14 protein-coding genes and 1 pseudogene are annotated in these 18,406 nt (G+C 61.9%); 3 read left to right on the forward strand and 12 right to left on the reverse strand.

The window, feature by feature from the left end; translation table 11 throughout:
• Positions 1-216: 216 nt before the first annotated feature.
• From ACILSI_RS12070 to ACILSI_RS12100, 7 genes and pseudogenes are all read right to left on the reverse strand, one after another.
• Positions 217-770: pseudogene (locus ACILSI_RS12070) on the reverse strand (transposase); the annotation flags it as partial.
• A gap of 167 nt (positions 771-937) precedes the next feature.
• Positions 938-1,561, reverse strand: a complete 624-nt coding sequence (locus ACILSI_RS12075; RefSeq protein ID WP_395722132.1) for a prepilin-type N-terminal cleavage/methylation domain-containing protein — start codon at positions 1,559-1,561, stop codon at positions 938-940.
• Positions 1,562-1,564: 3 nt separating this feature from the next.
• The gene (locus ACILSI_RS12080) at positions 1,565-1,954 is read right to left on the reverse strand and encodes a type II secretion system protein J (protein ID WP_395722133.1); all 390 of its coding nucleotides are present in this window, start codon (positions 1,952-1,954) and stop codon (positions 1,565-1,567) included.
• Positions 1,951-2,361 (reverse strand): Tfp pilus assembly protein FimT/FimU, encoded by a 411-nt coding sequence (locus ACILSI_RS12085; protein ID WP_395722134.1) that lies wholly within the window; start codon positions 2,359-2,361, stop codon positions 1,951-1,953. Before ACILSI_RS12085 ends, ACILSI_RS12080 begins: the two co-directional genes overlap by 4 nt.
• 6 nt (positions 2,362-2,367) lie before the next feature.
• Positions 2,368-2,799 carry a type II secretion system major pseudopilin GspG gene (gene gspG, locus ACILSI_RS12090; RefSeq protein WP_395722135.1) on the reverse strand — a complete coding sequence of 144 codons (432 nt, stop codon included), beginning with the start codon at positions 2,797-2,799 and terminating at the stop codon, positions 2,368-2,370.
• 13 nt (positions 2,800-2,812) lie between these two features.
• Positions 2,813-4,030, reverse strand: coding sequence for a type II secretion system F family protein (locus ACILSI_RS12095; RefSeq protein ID WP_395722136.1), 1,218 nt, complete (start codon positions 4,028-4,030; stop codon positions 2,813-2,815).
• Positions 4,030-5,745 (reverse strand): GspE/PulE family protein, encoded by a 1,716-nt coding sequence (locus ACILSI_RS12100; RefSeq protein ID WP_395722137.1) that lies wholly within the window; start codon positions 5,743-5,745, stop codon positions 4,030-4,032. Before ACILSI_RS12100 ends, ACILSI_RS12095 begins: the two co-directional genes overlap by 1 nt.
• 325 nt (positions 5,746-6,070) lie before the next feature.
• Between ACILSI_RS12100 and ACILSI_RS12105 the strand changes: the two genes are divergently transcribed.
• The 3 genes from ACILSI_RS12105 (at position 6,071) to ACILSI_RS12115 (ending at position 11,979) form a co-directional block, all read left to right on the forward strand.
• Positions 6,071-7,477, forward strand: coding sequence for a cytochrome-c peroxidase (locus ACILSI_RS12105; RefSeq protein ID WP_395722138.1), 1,407 nt, complete (start codon positions 6,071-6,073; stop codon positions 7,475-7,477).
• 44 nt (positions 7,478-7,521) lie between these two features.
• Complete coding sequence (locus ACILSI_RS12110; RefSeq protein WP_395722139.1) at positions 7,522-9,264, forward strand: MbnP family protein; 1,743 nt, start codon at positions 7,522-7,524, stop codon at positions 9,262-9,264.
• Between the two features lie 207 nt (positions 9,265-9,471).
• A complete protein-coding gene (locus ACILSI_RS12115) occupies positions 9,472-11,979 on the forward strand; it encodes a PQQ-dependent sugar dehydrogenase (protein ID WP_395722140.1) in 2,508 nt (835 codons plus the stop codon).
• A 24-nt stretch (positions 11,980-12,003) separates the two neighbouring features.
• On the opposite strand, the gene ACILSI_RS12120 is transcribed toward ACILSI_RS12115, so the two are convergent.
• From ACILSI_RS12120 to ACILSI_RS12140, 5 genes are all read right to left on the reverse strand, one after another.
• Positions 12,004-14,025, reverse strand: a complete 2,022-nt coding sequence (locus tag ACILSI_RS12120) for a PKD domain-containing protein (protein WP_395722141.1) — start codon at positions 14,023-14,025, stop codon at positions 12,004-12,006.
• Between the two features lie 109 nt (positions 14,026-14,134).
• A complete protein-coding gene (locus ACILSI_RS12125; RefSeq protein ID WP_395722142.1) occupies positions 14,135-15,403 on the reverse strand; it encodes a hypothetical protein in 1,269 nt (422 codons plus the stop codon).
• Between the two features lie 5 nt (positions 15,404-15,408).
• Positions 15,409-16,008: a hypothetical protein gene (locus tag ACILSI_RS12130; RefSeq protein WP_395722143.1), complete on the reverse strand. Its 600-nt coding sequence runs from the start codon at positions 16,006-16,008 to the stop codon at positions 15,409-15,411.
• A 159-nt stretch (positions 16,009-16,167) separates the two neighbouring features.
• Complete coding sequence (locus ACILSI_RS12135; RefSeq protein WP_395722144.1) at positions 16,168-17,790, reverse strand: DUF1501 domain-containing protein; 1,623 nt, start codon at positions 17,788-17,790, stop codon at positions 16,168-16,170.
• 8 nt (positions 17,791-17,798) lie between these two features.
• Positions 17,799-18,406: hypothetical protein (locus ACILSI_RS12140; protein WP_395722145.1), on the reverse strand; the 608-nt coding region annotated here is incomplete at its 5' end.

Here is an 18,406-nt window from a genome sequence, read left to right on the forward strand (position 1 = left end):
CAAGCCATGGACACCATTGAGCCAATCCAATGCTTTATATTCTGTAAAGAATTGGCTTAGCAGTGTGGCTTTACCGTGCTCTCAATGCTCGTGAGGATATCGCAAAATAGTTGTCGTGACAGATGAGTGCGAAGTGATCTTTGCGGGTTGAACGCATCACCGAAATGAATGCTTTTTCTTTGCCCTTCTATACTAGGCTAGGGCGTGTCATGAACTTTAGAAGAGGTTGTGGAGCATGAGGAAAACGGATGTCAGCCAGTGAAGGCCCGCGAGGGTGTCCGGGAGGTGTTCGTAGTCGCGGTTCAGGCGGCGAAAGCATGCCTGCCAGCCGAAGCGCGTTCCACTACCCAACGTTTTGGCAGCAAAACAAAGTCCTTCTTAGCTTCTGAGCGCTTCACGATCTCCAGGGTGTCCCCCTGCTTGGCAGCCTCCTCACTGGGTTGTGCTCCTGTGTAGCCTTGATCGGCGAAGGCTGCCTTGACGTTGCCTCCAGTGTCCTTCTGCATCAGGGTCGTGAGCTCGCTCCTGTTCGCTGGCTGCTGTCACTTTCAGCGCGAGCGTGTCTCCGCGGCATGTACCTTGGAGCCTTTGCGACGCTTGCTGCCGTCGTAGCTGGCACGCGGCCCTCTTTTCACAGGAGGATTGCAGCGTGCGGCCATCCAGCACGGGGGCGGTTGGCTGCGTCTCTTTTCCCGCAGGATCTCACGCAGATCGTGCGCCATGGCTTCAAAGCATCCCGCCTTTATACAACAGCGCGCCTGCTGATGAATGGCAAAATAGGATGACGTCCATTTCAAGTGAGGCTGGCAGCAATTTCCCAGCGCAGTTCGTGTTCGTCTCGGCAATAAACCCCTGGAGATTCAAGGGGTAGAGGCATGCGCGAGAGTGAAGATGTTTTAACTTGTCTGATGTGGGAATTTCCTCCCCATGCGGCACTTCAGCCTTGAGGCGGGTTGGGTGCGCTTTGGATTATCGCCTCGTTCGGCGCGATCCAAAACACCTGGCGGCGGTTGTCGGAAGCCTGTGTGAACGACAGTTCCATCAGCGTCGGATGCGGGAATGTCTTCCAGACCGTCGTCCATTGACGTGTGGCAGAATCATACGCCCGCCATTCGCACTGCATAAGGTCATCAAGCAGCACTACGTTCACGTTTGGTGTGGTGTCCGCGAGTTTGCGGCAAGAAAGTCGCAAACGCATGCCGCCGCCAGTAACGGGTTCAGTGAACAATGTAACCAGGCGGTTGGGGGAGCCATCGAATGGTGAAGGCACGTTTTCCAGTTCAAGTTGGGTTAGATATTGGCCGCCTTCCTGCGTCGTGTTCAGATTCAGCTTGGTGGTGGTGGTAAGATTGGCAAGCAAGTGCTCGCAAAAGCCGGTGAAGGCATGCTGGCGGCTCTCACGCCGCTGTGCGCGCCGGATGTCATCGGCCAGCGTCAGCGTGCCCTGCGCGATGCTATAAATCACCGAGAGCAGTAGCGCGACAATGACCAGCACGATGACGACTTCGAGCAGCGTGAAGCCGTTGTTCTGCCTGTGATGCTTAAAGGACACCTTCATCATGATTCAAGTGCCTGGCAGGTGGAACAATGGCGGATAGACCCAGGTTTCAGCGGTGGCCTGCTGCATGATACTGCCTTCCAGCCACTCCGCCGTCACACGCACCTCAAACAAATCATTGAGAGTGATGCCATCCTGGTTGGTCAGCTCCAGTTTCGTCCGCTTCACAGTGTAAGTGACATCACCTTCCTTGACCTGTGCCTCGTCCTTGGGATCAGGCAGCCGTGTGTGCTCGATGAGCAACGAGCGCATGCGCTCCTGAACCTCCGCCTCGCGACGCATGAGCAGCGTGGTGCCACCGAGCTGATGCACGGCCTCCACCAGCGACACGACGGCCATACTGAACACCATCAGCGCCAACAGCGTCTCCAGCAGCGTGAATCCGCGTGTTCTCACAGGTTTTCCTCCGTTTCGGTGAAGCCACCTGTGAGTGGATCAAGCGTGGCGCTGATCCAGGCCGCGTCCTTCTGCCAGCGCAAGGTCAGCGGCTCGCACAATCCGCCAGGACGCAGCAGCAGACGTTGTCCGGCTGCTGGCGTGAACTCATCTGCACCCATGCGGCGCACCGTGAGCTTTGCCTGTCTGCCCAACTCCTCAAGATTCACGCTTTGTGGCTGCGTGTTGGCCAGCGCTCGCGTCACCGCCTGCAGGAGCATGACCTCCGCGTCATGAGCCACTTTCCGAAGCTCATGCTCCTCGGTGAGCTGCGCCACGGCGCTAGCCCCGACGCCGATGATGAGCGCCGCGATGACGAGCACCACGATCATCTCTAGCAGCGTGAAACCGGCGGCGCGTCGTTGCATGGTGGATCACCAGTTGCCGATATCGTCCTCGGTGTTGTCCAAGCCGTCCGGCCCGAGTGAGTACACATCGTAGCCGCCCGCGTTGCGCTTGCCGGGGTTGCGGTAGGCGATCTTGCGCCCCCAGGGATCGATTAAACCGTCCGCTTTCATCACCGCGTTCCAGCGGCGCGGTTTTGGCTCGGCGGTGGGACGTGTGACCAGCGCCTCCAGACCCTGCTCCTGCGTGGGATAAACGAGATTGCTGATCTTGTAGGAGGTCAGCGCGGTTTCGAGCGCCTTGATCTTGCCACTGGTGGTGACTTGCTGCGCGTTGCCCTCGATGCCCTGCACCATGACGGCCACGCTGCCGATGATGAGCGCGATGATGAGCAGCACGACCATCATTTCGAGGAGCGTGAAGGCCTTGGGGCGTGAGTTGAAAGTGCGGAGATGTTTCATGCGATGGGTTGGTTCAACGATTGAGCTGGCTGAGGGTGGAGAAGACGATGTTTACCATGGTCCAGACGAGTCCGCCGACGAGGCCGGCCATGAACAGGAGCAAAATCGGCTGGATCAGCGCGGTGACGCGCTCGATGACGCGAGTGAGCTGCGAGTCCATGCGCGCGGCAGCCTTGCCGAGCACTACGGCGAGCTGGCCGGTGTCCTCGCCGATGCGGATGACATCAATGGCCTGCGATCCGAGCACAGCGGTCTTTTTCATCGCGCCGCTGAGCGAGGAGCCCTCCTGCACCATCGCCTCCGCCTGCATGATCGACTTTTTGATGTGTTGATTGGTCACGGCCCGGCGCACCAGCTCCAGCGCGGGCAGCAGCGGCACACCGCCGCGCAGCAGGCTGCCGAGCGTCTCGAAGAATTGCAGCTCAAAGCGCGAGCGGTTGATGTCGCGGATGCCGGGCATGCTGATCATGAAGCGATGCCAGCCGGAGACAAACGCGGGAGTCTTGCGCACGGCGAAGAGTGTCATGAAGACAAGCCCCAGGAAGATCAAGATGGCCCACCAGTAGCCGTTGATGAAGGCGGAGAGCGCCAGACTGGCCTTGATCATGAAAGGCGGCTCCTTGCCTGTGCCGCTGAGCAGCGTGGCGAGCTTTGGCAGCAGATACGTCACCATGATGAGCGCCAGCGCCGCCCCAGCGGTGATCAAAAACGCCGGATAGATCAACGCACCCGTCACCTTGGCCTGCACGGCCTCCATCAGCCGCAGATGCCGCGCCTGGCGGTCCATGATCTCGTCCAAAGCGCCGCTGTTCTCACCGGCGGCGATCATGTTGCAGTACAATTCATCAAATGACTCCGAAACCTGCCGCAGCGCGGCTGAGAGCGGTACGCCATCACGCACGAGGTCGCGCACTTTCTTCGCCAGCGTACCGAGTTTGGACGCGCTGCGGTTTTCCATGGCCTGCAAGGCCTGCTCCACCTGCAAGCCGGAGGCCAGCAGGTCGCCCATGTCCTCGGTGAAGCGGATCACATCGGCCTTGGTGATGTGCAGCGACGTTTCAGCGGCGGCTTCGGTTTTTTTCTCGCGTTCGGCGGTCTGAGATTGAATCGACCGTGCCTGCAATCCGCGCCGGGCGAGCAATCGTACTGCATCACCACGATCCGCCGCCTCGATCGAGCCGTTTTTGACCGATCCGTCCGCAGACAAGGCTTGGAAGGCGAAGGCGGGCATCAGACAAGCTCCTCACTGGTCACACGGGCGACTTCTTCAAGCGTGGTGATGCCTGCGAGCGCCTTTTGCAGGCCGTACTCGCGCATCGGAATGAAACCATCTTTTCGTGCCTGCGTGTGCAGATCCGCCTCGGAGGCACGCTGGGAAACCATCGCCTGCATGGTGGGCGTCATGAGCGCGATTTCATACAACGCCACGCGTCCCGAGTATCCCGTGCCACGGCAGTGCTGGCAGCCGCCTTGAGTGGCACGCCAGACGGTTTTGCCCTTCGCCTCGGGGAAGCCGAGCTTGGTGAGTTCATCGCTTTTGTACTTCGCCGGAGCCTTGCACGACTCACACAGCACACGCACGAGCCGCTGAGCCAGAAACGCCCGCACCGAGGAGCTGACGAGGAAGGGCTTCACGCCCATTTCGATTAAGCGCGTGATGCCGGCGACGGCGTCATTGGTGTGCAGCGTCGAAAAGACCAGGTGACCGGTCAAAGACGCACGCACGGCGATCTCCGCCGTCTCCAAGTCACGAATTTCACCGACCATGACCACGTTCGGATCGCCACGCAGGATGCTGCGCAACCCGCTGGCAAAAGTGAGGCCGATCTCGTTCTTCACCGGAATCTGCACGATGCCCGGCAGCTTGTTTTCCACCGGATCTTCGATGGTGACGATACGGCGATGCACGCTGTTGAGCTGCGAGAGGAAGGTGTAAAGCGTGGTCGATTTTCCCGAGCCCGTCGGCCCGGTGACGAGCACGATGCCATTCGGCTTCGCCAGCAGCAGCTCGATGGTTTTGCGATGCGCCTCGTTCAGGCCGAGGCGGTCGAGTGTGAAGCGTTCCTGGCCGAGCAAGCGCAGGCTGATCGACTCGCCCTCGACACTCGGGATGCAGGCCACGCGCACGTCGATGGACTGCCCCTCGGCCTTCAAATGAATGCGTCCGTCCTGCGGCAGGCGCTTCTCGGCGATGTCGAGCTTGCTCATCACTTTGATGCGGGCGATCACCGAGGCCTGGAGTTGCTTGATGTTCTCCGGCACGGGAATCTCATGCAGAAAACCGTCGATGCGGTAGCGGATGCGCAGGCTGTCCGGCTGCGGCTCCACATGGATGTCCGTGGCCTTTTGTGCCAGCGCCTCACGGATGATTTGATTCACAAACTTCACCACCGAGGCATCCTCATCCTCGTCGTCGATCACATTGGCCTCGTCGCGCAGATGCAGCTCATCCGTGCCACCGCCACCAGCGGCGATCAGCGCATCAAACGTCTCCGCGCCCACGCCGTAAAGCTGCTGCACCGCGTTGAGCAGCTCACCACGCGGTGTGAGGCACCAGCGAACGGGCAACTCGGATTGCCGCGCCACGGCCTGCCGCGCCATCAGATCACACGGATCATGACAGGCGAGCACTAGGCGGTTGCGCGCCTGCGTGGCCTCGTCGCGCTCAAATCCGACGGGAAACACCTGATGCCGCACCGCGAAGCGAGCCGGGATCATGCGCTTGAGCTCCGCCATGTCATCTGTCTCGGGCTGCGGCGTCTCCAGCCACTTCCAGCCCAGATCCTCGGCCAGATGTCGCGTGAACACGCGCTCATCCACCGCTCCGCTTTCAATCAATGCCAGCACCGGCGAGATGCCGCCCGCCGCCGCCATCGTCATGGCCGCCTGCACATCCGAATCATCGACGCCGGTGGCACGGGCGCTGGACTGGAGGATGGAGATCATGGTGGCTGGAAAATGAAATAGAAGCGAATGCCGCGATGCTGTGCCGTCAAGCTGGCGAATGATACAGGCCCGTCACTTGACCGCACCTGCTTTTTGCAGGGGCGTCAGGCCGTTCGCGGGCGTAGAACGAACTTCCAAGTTCGTTCCCTGAGTGCGCGGTTCAACTTGAGACCGAACTTGGAAGTTTGTTCTACTTTTGCGCCCACGTCGGCCTTGGATAAACGAGAATTTATGTCCGCTCCCACGGGGAGTTTATGTGAGCGGGCTATCTTCCTTCATGAAAAGTTTCTTTTCACAAATCCCTCCAGCCCCAGCCCGCGCTCCCATGACCCCTGCCTTCTTCCAAGCCGCCCGCACGATCCTGAGCAAACGCCGCTGGCTCTGCCTCGGCCTGCTGCTGGTCACGCGGCTGGAAGCGCAGCAAGGCGTGCTGGACCTCACCACGCTGGCCAACTACGCCGCCCAGCCGGTGCCCGCTTACATCAACGCCACCAAGGACAACACGACGCCCGGCAACGCCATCACCAACGCCGGGGCCACACTGGGCCGCGTGTTGTTTTATGACAAGCGCCTCTCCCGCAACGACACCGTCTCCTGCTCCTCCTGCCATCAGCAGAGCAAAGCCTTCGGTGACACCGCAACAGCCAGCACAGGTGTCAACGGCACCACCGGGCGGCACTCCATGCGCCTGATCAACGCCCGCTTCGCCACTGAGTCCCGCTTCTTCTGGGATGAACGGGCGGACACCCTGGAGGCCCAGACCACCCGACCGATCCAGGATCATGTCGAGATGGGCTTCAGCGCCACGAATGGCGATCCCGCCTTTACTGACCTCGTCACCAAGCTCTCCACCATCGAGGAATACCGCGTGCTTTTCGCCCTGATGTATGGCGACGCGACAATCACCGAAGCGCGGGTGCAGAACGCCCTGGCGCAGTTCGTCCGCAGCATCCAGTCGTTTGACTCCCGCTACGACCAAGGCCGCGCCCAGGTGGCGGCGGACAACGTGAACTTTCCAAACTTCAGCGCCTCGGAGAATGCTGGCAAGCAGCTCTTCCTCGCGGCTCCCGGCGGCGGAGGTGGCGCAGGCTGCGCCGGGTGCCATCGCGCACCAGAGTTCGATATCGACCCCAACAGCCGCAACAACGGCGTCATCACCAAGATCGGTGGCGGCACCGATCTGACGAACACCCGCTCCCCCAGCCTGCGCGATCTCGAAGGACCATCCGGCACCCTCAACGGCGGCCTGATGCACGACGGCAGCTTCAACAGCCTGCTCAACGTCATCAATCACTACGCCGCCATCCCCGGAGACAACGCCACCCTGGACCCGCGCCTGCGCCGCCCCGGTGGCAACGTGCAGGTGCTCAATCTCACCACGCAGCAGCGCAGCGACCTCGTCGCATTCCTCCGCACACTCACCGGTAACGCCGTTTACACGGATCCCAAGTGGTCCAGCCCCTTCAATGCCAGCGGCGGGCTTGATCTGATCATCATCTCCTCCAGCGCCATCACCTTCCAGTCCAATGGCAACGGAACCGCGACGCTCACTTGCAAAGCCGCCCAGGGTCTCAATTACCAGCTACAGTCGTCCCCCACGCCTGCCGCCACAGGCGCCTGGACCAACGTCACCACCGTCACGGCCGATGCGAACGGCCTGCTGCTGCACACCGTCAATGTCGGCACCGGGGCGACGTTTTTCCGCTTCACCTACACGCCACCAGCGTCGTAAGTGCAATGCACGCCCATTCGGGAAAAGAAGCGTGTCCTTCACTCATGCACGCCCTGCGCTTTATATCACTGCTCCTGCTGCTGGGCTTGCCAGCGCGGGCGGCGACTTTGCACGCACTGCTGCGGCATCAGGCGGAGCAACAGACGCTGCTTCTCGACTCATGGCGTTATCAGAGCCGCGCAGGCGAGACTTTTTCCATCACACGTGCCAGTTATCTGCTCAGCGGCTTCGCTTTGCAGCGTGGCGACGGTTCGTGGCTGGAACTGGCAGAAACCGTGGCCTGGATGGACGCGGCGAAGAAGCGCACGCAGTTCGCGTTGCCGGAGGTGCCTGCGGGCCGTTACACGGCGTTGCGTTTTCATGTGGGGGTCGACGCGGCCGCCAACGCGGCCAATCCGGCGCAATACGCGTCTGATCATCCGCTGAATCCAAACGTGTGTGGCCTGCACTGGAGCTGGCAGGGCGGTTACATCTTCCTCGCGTTGGAAGGTAACTGGCGTGGCGCGGACGGAGCGCCCGGCGGCTTCTCCTATCATCTCGCCCGCGATGCGAACCGCACGACCATCGTGCTGAAAGGCGATTTCGACCTCACAGGCGATGCCACGGCCGAGATCGGCTTCGATCTTGCGGCATCGCTCAACGGCGCGAAGCCGCTGTCGTTCGCGAAGGACGGCGTTTCCACACATTCGCAGCCCGGTGATCCGATTGCGGCGGCGCTGGTGGCCAATCTGCCGGGGGCCTTCACCTTGAAGACGGTGACCAGTCATGTGCCGGACATCGCACGACCGTCCGAGGTCAAACCCATCGGCCTGCCGGCCAAGTTCACGCCGTTCAAGTTCAAGATGAGCCGCACGTTTCCCATCCCGCCGCTGCCGCGCGACAATCCGCTGATTGAGGAGCGCGTGGCGCTGGGAGAGCGGCTGTTCAACGACACCGCGCTCTCACGCGACGGCACGCTGTCCTGCGCGAGCTGCCATCCGCGTGAGACGGCTTTTGCTGATCCGCGCAAGTCCAGCGTGGGAGTGGAAGGACGCACCGGCACACGGCAGGGCATGCCGCTGTTCAACCTGGCGTGGAAGACGAGCTTCTTCTGGGATGGCCGCGCACGTTCGCTGCGCGAGCAGGCGCTCATTCCGATTCAGGACCACATGGAGATGGACGAGACGCTCGACAATGTGGTGAAGAAGCTCGGCAAGAGTTCTGGCGAGCACTTTGCGCGCGCGTTTGACTCACCCGAGGTCACGCCGGAGCGCATCGGCCTCGCGCTGGAAAATTACCTGCTCACGCTGACCTCGCACGACTCGAAGTTTGACCGCGCGATGCGTGGCGAAGGGAAATTGAGCACCGAGGAGCAGCGCGGTTTCGAGCTGTTCATGCAGGAGCGTGAGCCACGCATGGGCAGCCTGGGCGCGGACTGCTTCCACTGCCACGGTGGGGCGCTGTTCACCGACCATCAATTCCGCAACAACGGCCTGGCGATCACCGAGGCCGACCTGGGCCGCTTTCGCGTGACGAAGGCCGCGATTGATCGTGGCACGTTCTCGACCCCGAGCCTGCGCAACATCGCCGTGACCGCGCCCTACATGCACGACGGCCGCTTCAGCACGCTGGAGCAGGTGCTCGATCATTACAGCGAAGGCGTGCAGCGTACCGACACTCTCGACCCGAATCTGGCGAAGCACCCGGATGGCGGCCTGCATCTCACGGCGGAGGAAAAGCGGTCGGTGATCGCCTTTTTGAAGACGCTGACGGATCGGCAGGTTGAACCGGTCTCTAGGAGACGGTAGCACGATGACACGTTGAAAGCCTGCTTTAACGACCCTGGGAATGGGCGCAGTTAGCACACCCATGGGAAAGAGCAGCAAGGGAAAACCGCCTCAAGTGTCTGCCGAGAGGCTTGAAAGCGGGCTCTCCTCCGCGACGAGACGGGCTCGATTTGCATCGACAACGCGGGCGTCAAACAGGTAAACTGCTGGTTTTCAATGCTCCGCTTCATGTTGTGCTTTCGCCATACTCTCGTTTTTGGACTGCTGTTGTCTGGCGGGGGACTCCTGCAGGGCGCGTTTCCGACGCTGGCCCTCAAGCCGGTGGTGCTGGGGCAGGTGCATGCGCCGACGAATATCGTGAGCGCGAACGACGGCAGCGGGCGGCTGTTTGTGTGCGACCAGTTGGGGAAGATTTATGTCATCCAGGGCGGCATGCTGCTGCCCACGCCGTTTCTCAACCTCGCCAGCACGGACAACGCGGCGCCAAACAACGGTCCGGGACCGGTGGTGAGCGTGAGCACGGGCTACAGCGAGCGTGGGCTGCTGGGGCTGGCGTTCCATCCTGGTTTTGCCAACCCGGCGTCGCCAGGTTACCGGAAGTTTTATGTGAACTACGTGAAGAACTACGTGGCGGGCACCGATCCCGCCCCACCCCAGGCGGGTGATCCGGTGAACGCGGTGACGGTGGTGGCGGAGTTTCAGGTGTCGGCGACGAATCCGAACGTGGCGGACGCGGCGTCAGAACGTCGTCTTTTGATGTTCACGCAACCGCAGAGCAATCACAACGGCGGCCAGCTTTTGTTTGGCCCGGACGGCCATCTTTACATCGGCACGGGCGATGGCGGGGGCAGCAATGACAACGGACTGGGTCACACAGGCCGGGAAGTCTCCACCACGAGCTGTCTGGGCAACGGGCAGGACAAGACGCGCTTCCTGGGCAAGATTTTGCGCATCGATCCGCTCGATCCAGATGGCGCGGGGCCGCTCACTTACGGCATTCCGGCCGCGAACCCGTTCGTGGGCGCGGGCGGCGGTGTGAAGGAGGAGATTTATGCCTTCGGTCTGCGCAACCCGTGGCGATTCTCCTTTGACCAACGGGCTGGCGGCACGAACCGGCTGTTTTGTGGCGATGTCGGCCAGGGTCGCATCGAGGAGATCAATCTGATCGTCTCCGGCGGCAACTACGGCTGGCGCTATCTCGAAGGGTTCGAGATGCCCACGTTTTCCTCCGGGGCAGCCACCGATCTCATGCCTGATCCTGGTGGAGTCAAAATCGCGCCGATTGCGATGTATGCGCATCCCGGCGTGACGACGAGTCCGGTGCTGCCGCAGCTCGGGCTTTCGGTCACGGGTGGTTTTGTGTATCGCGGCACGGCGATCCCGGCATTGCAGGGGAAGTATGTGTTTGGCGACTATGGCTCCACTTCCGGGGCTTCCGACGGTCGGTTGATGGGGCTGGAGGAAACATCGCCCGGCAGCGGCGTCTTCACGCTCACGCAGGCTGTTCCACTGCTCGGGCTGGCGAATCCGATCATCGGGCAGCGCATTCTCTGCCTCGGCGAGGATCAAAACGGCGAAATCTACGTCGGCATGAAGACCAAGGGCGGCGTGCTGGAGCTCGACGGCGGTCTTCCCTCAGGCGGCATCTACAAAATCATGCGAGTGGAGACGACGACGGCGAATCTGTCGCCCTCGCAGGACAACACGATCTTCTCGGAGAGCGGCTCGCTCAGCGACGGGCAGGGTTATCTCTATGCCGGCAGGACGGGCATCAATTCCAGCTCGTCAGATGTTCGTCGGGCGCTGCTGGCCTTCAATGTGGCGGTGATTCCAGAGGGTGCGCAGGTTCAGTCGGCCCAGATGAGGCTTCGTGTCGCGAAGATCGGCCCGGCCGGGGCGGGGAAGACGCTGACCCTTCAACGTCTGAACGAAACCTGGGGAGAGGGCACCTCGGTGAACCTCAACGGCGGCACAGGAGCGGCTGCCACCACCACCGACGCGACCTGGACACAGCGATTCTTCACCACCAGCCCGTGGAGCACGTCCGGTGGTGTGTTTCAGGGGACGGTTTCGTCGTCCACGCTGGCGGCCAGCGGTTTGATCACCTTTGCCTCCACCACACAAACGATCGCCGATGTACAAGGCTGGATCAGCGCGCCCGCCACGAACGCCGGCTGGATCGTGCGCAGCGATGAGGCGACCGACGGCACGGCCTGCCAGTTTGACAGCCTGCAACAGGGCATCACCATCCCGCTGCTGACGGTGGTCTATGATCTGGGGCCGCAGCCGATGCCGTTCGAAAACTGGCTGGCGGCCTACTATCCCGCGAACCTCACGGGGCAGTTTGTCGATCCGAATGGTGATGACGATGGTGATGGCATCCAAAACCAGATCGAGTACGCGTTCGGACTCAGCCCGCACTCGAAAGACAGCAGCAGCGACTTCGCCGCCACTGCCGCACCTGCGGCGGATGGCGCCACGGATTTCGTTACCACCTTCCGGCGCGATGCCAGCGCGACCGACCTCACCTACCGGCTGCAGACCAGCTCAAATTTGAGCACCTGGACCACCATCGCCAGCAGCACCGCCGGCGGCTTTACCATCGGTGAAAACGGCGGCGAGGTCGTGTCCGAACACGGCCTGGTGGATTCAGTGAACCTCGTCACCGTGCGCGTGACGCTGCCCGCAGGCGCGAACGACAGGCAATTTGTACGGCTTCAGGTGGACCGGCAGTGAAGGACTTTGCCCTCCTCTGATGGCTCATGGAGTGGCGATGGAGTCGCCGGTCTCGACGTTCCGCGTGGGAGCGTAGGTGTAGCCTGAGAGGGTGATGCCGGTGATGGTGAAGGTGAAGGTGCCGCGGTTTTTCGTGCGGGCGGAGGTGAAGGCGGCATTGCCGCTGCGGTTGGTGACGCCTGAGACGTTGGCGGTGGTGAGGCCGCTCCAGCGTCCGGTGACGGTGGCGTTGCGCATGAGGGCACCGTTTTGGTTGCGCACGGTGACGGTGGCGGTGGCGGCGTAGCCCTGCTTGGTGGAGCTGCGGCTCATGGCGATGTTGGCGACATAGACGACACTGTTGTTCTGCACGACGATGGTGACGGTGTCGGCGACGGAGGAGAGGCCGCTGTTGTCCACGACGACGAGGGAGGCGGTGTAGGTGCCGGGGGCGGTGTAGGATTTGACGGGACTGGCGGCGGTGGAGCCGGTGCCATCACCGAAATCCCAATCGTAGGCGGCGATGCTGCCGTCCGGATCGTAGCTGCCGACACTGGAGAAATTCACGGCGAGCGGGGCGGCGCCGGTGACGGGTGCGGAAGCGTCCGCGACGGCGATGGGGGACTGTCCGTTGACAGGGACGATGCTGCCGGTGACGCGGAACTGGCCGAGGCTGCCGTAGTCGTTGTAAGCGGTGAGAGCGTCGCCGGTGCCGACGCCATCGACGGCGAGGTAATAGGTTCCCTGGGCGACCGTGGCACTCAAAGCAGCGTCGAGGGTGGTGGGATTGGCGGAAGTGACGAGGTTGCCGAGGCCGTCGTAGAGAGCGAACTGGACGTCGAGATTGGGCGAGAGGGCGGCGGTTGTGGCATTGAATGAGATGGTGCCCGCGCCAGTGGTGAAGCCGAAGATATCCGCGTCCGTGCGGTGCTCGATGATGCCGGCGGCGTCGATGGCGGTGCCGGTGAGCGGGGTGGCGTTCACGATGCTGTCGCCGTGCTCGTCCACGCGGTAGCCGGTGATGCCTGCGATCATGGCGGTGTCGTCCTGCGTGTTGTTCGCATAGGGGTACTCGCCTTTGCTCCACTGGGTGACGTCCTTGTAGTAGCCGACGCCCATGATGGGAGCCCAGTTGGCATGCCCCTGGTAGTAACCGACGGCGGCAACGGCGTCGTACGCCACCTGACCATCGTGGCTGAGGTTGAAGGTGTGACCGGCCTCGTGGCTGGCGGCCTCGGCGGTGTATTTGACGTTGCCACTGCCGAGCTGGGCGGTGAAGACGAAGCAGGGTGTGTCCGAGTTCCAAGTGAAGGAGTTCAGGTAGGCCACGCCTCCAGCACCCGCGCCATACCAATCGTAGCTGCTGCCGCCGATGCACACGCGCACGCCGAACTGCGTGTCCGAAGTGGTCGTTTTACGCAGCGCTTCGAGTCCAGGATCCTGTGTGGTCACGTCCACGTCAAACGGGGCGAAATCCTCCGCGATGCGCTGCCAGATGGCCTGGATGTTGTTGAGTTCTGTGGTGGTGAAGGAAGTCGTCGTGCTGTCGGTGCTGTAGGGCGGTGTCACGATGTTCGCGCCGCTGGTGAAATTGGTGTTCCAGTAGGTGCCGGAGGTGGTGTGACCGTCGAAGTCGAGGTAGATCACCTTGCTGGCAGCGGGTTTGCTGTGCAGCAGGAAGGTTTGGTCCACGGGGAAGGGACCGGAGGGGATTGTAGTGCCGGTAGTGGTTGTCTCGGCCCTGGCAACGGCGTTTTGCAGCGGGAGGAGGCCTTCGCAGACGAAATGGAGGCGGCCCTGACGGTCCATGCGGAGGGTTTTTTCCTTCTGACAGAGATCGCGGAGCTCGGCATCGGTGCGGTCATACCATGTGGCGACTTGCTTCAGCCGTGATCCCAGCAAGGCGGGAATTTCAGTTCCACGGCTGTGCTTGGCGAAGGATTGCTGCGGGAACGCCTCACCCCGGCGGTTGGTCTGCGCATGGGCAGTGATGCCGAGGAGAGTGTTCAGAATCAACACGGCTGTCAGGCAAGACACACGATGAGTGAAAAAGAAAGGCTGGTTCATGATTATGGAAAATGCAAAATAGCGGATTGGCCGGCTCTTTGTCCATCCTTTCCGTCGAGTGTTAGATTTTTTTCAGCCGCCTCAGGTGCTTTGGCGTCAATGAGTTGTCTCATCGTGTGAGGTGAATGCCCAAAGGGGCGGTGATGACACGGCCATCAACGCGGAGCTGGCAAAAGAGGCGCAGGTAGCCTGGCTGCGGCGGATAGATTTTGAAGGCGAGCCAGGGGCCGCCGCGCAAATCCTCGCGAAGGATGTCGCCACCAACGGGATGGACGCGAAGGACGGTTTTGCCGTCGTCGTAAAAGCCGGTGAGGTGAGCGAATGCCTGCATGAGCGGCTCCAGGCGTGTGACGAGCTGGCCGGAGGAGTCGCTGACATGGATGCGCATCAGGCTGACCTGACGCAGCGGTGGTGAGCCGCCGTTGCCGCCAGTGAAGGTGAGGTCAAACCGAAAGCCGCCAACGGTGGTGCTGACGACATCGAGAAAATCGCGTGTGGAGCGGCTCACGATCTTGAACTCGCCACCGAGGTCGGCGGCGGGATATTCGGGGAGCGCGGTTTCAGCAGGGGCGATCTCGGCCCAGAGGCGGTAGGGGCCAGCAGCGGCGGGGGTGAAGGCGAACTCGAAGATTCCTGGCTGGTCCGTGCCTGTGGGCGTGAGGAGATGGAAGTCCTGCAAGGTCTGGTCCACGAGCAGAAAGCGGACGGGCGCACCGTGCAGCGGCACGAGCTGATTTGAGGCCAGGGGTTGACCGGTGAGGGTCTGCAAGCGGACGCGCAGCCGTGTTTCGACGCCTTTCGTGAGCTCGACCTCGGATTCGAGGTTGAGCCTGGTCAGTGGAGTGAGCGGCGCAGGGTTGACGTCGGTGTAAGGAATGCGGCGGACTCGCAGCGGGCTGTTGCAAAGGGGGCAGGGCGCGTCGGATTTGGTCGAGAGCCGTTCGGGGTGTTGCGGGCAGACGTGGATCTCGGCAGTGACTTCTGCGGGATCGAAGGCGGGCTTCAATTCATCAAGGATAGCCTGCAAGCGTGCGAAGCCTGCGGCGGTACTGGCAGGAATGCGTGCCGTGCCGGCCTGGGCGATGTCGTTGACGAGCCGGAAGGCCAGGGCGGTGTTTTGGTCGATCAACTGACGATGTTCGGGTGCGGTGGAAGCACGCGCGAGCAGACGCAGGGCAGGGCTACAAAGGGAAACTTGCGCGGGCACTTCCTGGAGGCGTTCTTCTTTAAGCAGTCGTGCGACGTTGGTGGTGGAGAGGCGGATGACGTTCCAGGCTTCGGCAGCGGTCAAGGGATCGAGCACCTGGGGCGGGACTGGCAGGTCGGCGAGAGCCGTGAATCGGCCGAGGAGGCACAGAATGAGCAGAGAGAGGCGCATGTGGATCACTGCGCGATGATGTCGTCCTGTGTCCAGAGGGTTTTGTCGAGACCGGCGGAGCGGATCTCCATCTGCTGGGCGGACATCTGGTGGAAGAAGTAGGGGGTGCCCCAGATGTCGAGGAGTTCGCCAACGGCGTTGGTGCGGCGGGAGGCGGGGAGGTAGTTGGCGGCGGCGGCATTGCCACCGTTGAGGGCTTTGGTGATTTCGGCATTGGTGCCGACGGGGTTGCCGCCGAAGCGCAGGCTGAAGTTGCGGAGGTTGAGGGCGACTTCTTCGGCTTCTTCGCGGGCAGGATCAGGCTGGGTGGTGGCGGCGTAACCGCCGGGAATTTTCACGGGTGGTGGTAGCGGGGCTTCGATGCGCTTGAAGGTGCCGGGCTGCGCAGGTGTGAGTAGGGCCTGAACCTGAGCTGGACTGGTGATGGGAGCGGACGCTGCGGGAGCGGTGACTGTGGCGGCTTTTTGCGGTGGTTTAACGGCCTGCGGGGCACTGGGAGGTGCTGCGGGCGTTTCGGAGGTGCCGGGTGCTGACGGGCGGGCGAACCAGTAGATGGCTGCGGTGAGGCCGAAGAGCAGGAGGAGCTTCCAGAGGGTTTTTTTCATGGTGGAGGCTTGGATTCAAAGTCGAACCCGGCAATCGAATGTTTGCGCATCATCCATCAAGCAAGGGCGACATGATGACACGAAGATAGATGACTCGATGGATGAGCAACCGTTGGTTGATGACCGAGGTTTTTGCGACCCAAGCCAATTTGCCGCGGGTCATGCGGGCTTCATGAAGCCGATGAACTTGTTCGCGAAGGAGGTGTTGAAGCGGCTGAGGTTGGGGAGGAGGCCGGTGACTTCGTTGGAGTCGAGGCCATACCACTGGGCGAGGGTGGCGGTGTGTTCGTCCACGGAGAGGGTGGGGAGCCAGCGGCCGGTGCCAGTGTCGTCGGGACCATTGATGGCAAAGGTGGGAAGTTTGCCGAACATTTTGCCGCCATCGACGGCTCCGCCGACGATGATGTGATGGCTGCCCCAGCCGTGGTCGCTGCCCTGGCTGTTGGAGGGGAAAGTGCGGGCGAAGTCGGAGGCGGTGAAGGCCGTGACGCCGGTGGAGTAGGGCTTGGCGGGGGCGCCTCCATCGAGCTGCTCCATGGCCCGCTGGAAGGCGAACATGGCTTCGCTGACCTGTTGGAGTAGGCCGTAGTGGGTGCCGGCGGTATTGGTGGGCTGATTGGTGAAGCCTGGGCCATCCACCTGTGCGGTGTGCGTGTCCCAGCCGCCAGCGGTGACGTAGAAAATCTGGCGTTTCATGTCGAAACCGGTCGGGCCGTTGGCGGCAATGAGGCGGGCGACCATCTTGAGCTGAGTGCCCAGCGAGGTGTTGGGGAAACCGCCGAGACCGTCGGTGAAGCCGGTCAAAGCCGGATTGTAGATGCCAGTGAGACCGGTCGACCACTTGAAGGTTTGTCCACCATTGAAACCGGTGACCTGCTGGGCGTTGGTGTAGCCGCCTAGGGGGCTGTCGGTGGGGTCGGCCTTGGCGGTGATATTGCCGTTGAGGAGGTCGCCGACTTTGATCGCACTGTCGAGCACGCTGGCGTAGGCCTGGCGTTGGAGATTGGAGTTGCTGAGGGCCATGATGTCCTTCATGGCTCTGACACGTGCACCTGAGCCGCTCATCATGGCTCCGCCGCTTAGGGTAACAGCTCCGGTGGTGGCGGCGTGGTATTGGGAGACGAGATTGCCGATTTCGAAAGTGTTGGCTCCGGCAATGGAGACGTTCATGGAGATCTTGCCAGTGGGATTGGCGACGGAATTGTAGATGTCGGCGACTCGACCGCCCCAGCCGGTGGTGGGGGGCACATCGGGGATAGAGGTCTGCCACTGGGTGACCTGATCGCTGTGGGAGAAGAGTTGCGGCGGACGATAGGCGACGAGACCGGAATTATATTGGGCTTTGGTGGTGGGGCGGACGAGGGTCCCGACGTTCTGCACGATGGCGAGCTTCTTTTCGCCAAAGAGAGTTTGGAGTCTCGAACAACTGGGGTGGAAGCCATAGGTGCGGCCCTGGTAGCTGTAGGCGGGATCGGTGCCGAGCGGGCCGGTGCGGAGGGGCAGCAGGGAACTCTGCGGGAGAACGAGGTTCCCACGAGCGGCGGCGTATTCGCCGTAGGTCGTGTTATCGGTGGGGACGATCCAGTTGTTGGCATCGTTACCACCACCGAGGAAGACGCAGACGAGGGCTTTGTAGGGGCCGCTGGGATTGGGATTCTGCGCGGCCATGAGGGAATTCATGAGCCGGAAATCGCGAATGGTGCCAGCGCAGGCACCCGCGCTACCGAGCACGGCGGCGCGGCGGAGAAAACTACGACGGGTGAGGATGTTGGGAGAGTTCATGGGGTGAATCAGCGCTGGATGGTGAAGTCTGGGCTGGTGAGGATGAGGTGCAGGATGGCACGGAAGCGATCTCGGCGCTGATCGGCGCCAGGATTGGCATTGCCTTGGTCATAGATGACCTGAGAGGCGTGGGCGTTGGCGAGATTCCCGGCACTTGGGGCAACGGTGCAGTTTACGCCGGTCATCGTGAAGGTGTCTGCGTCCACCACGGTGATAACGCGGGCGGTGGAGTTGCTATTGACTGAGACTGAGAAGGTGCCACCTGCGACGCCACTGATGCAGACGCTTTGTCCAGTGGCGTAGCCATGCGGGCCGTTGGTGTTCACGGTGCAGGGATTGCCAGTGGTGATGGAGGTGATGGGCTGGCTGACGAAGTTCCGAAGGCGGCTCTTCGTTGCAGTGGAGAGCTGATCGGAGGTAAGAAGCACGCTCATGTGATTGATGAGCGTGGCGATATTCTGATTGTGCGTCCAAGGCACGGTGGTCGTCGGGGCGGCACCAAGACCGAGGCTGGCGGTGGCATTGCCCGTGATCCAATTCGAGTAGTCCATGCTAACGGCGTTGTTTCCGGTGGCAAAGCTGCTCCGGCCATTGGTGGTGCTGGGATTGAAGATAC

The organism is Prosthecobacter sp. (assembly GCF_044232965.1).
GTDB lineage: Bacteria > Verrucomicrobiota > Verrucomicrobiia > Verrucomicrobiales > Verrucomicrobiaceae > Prosthecobacter.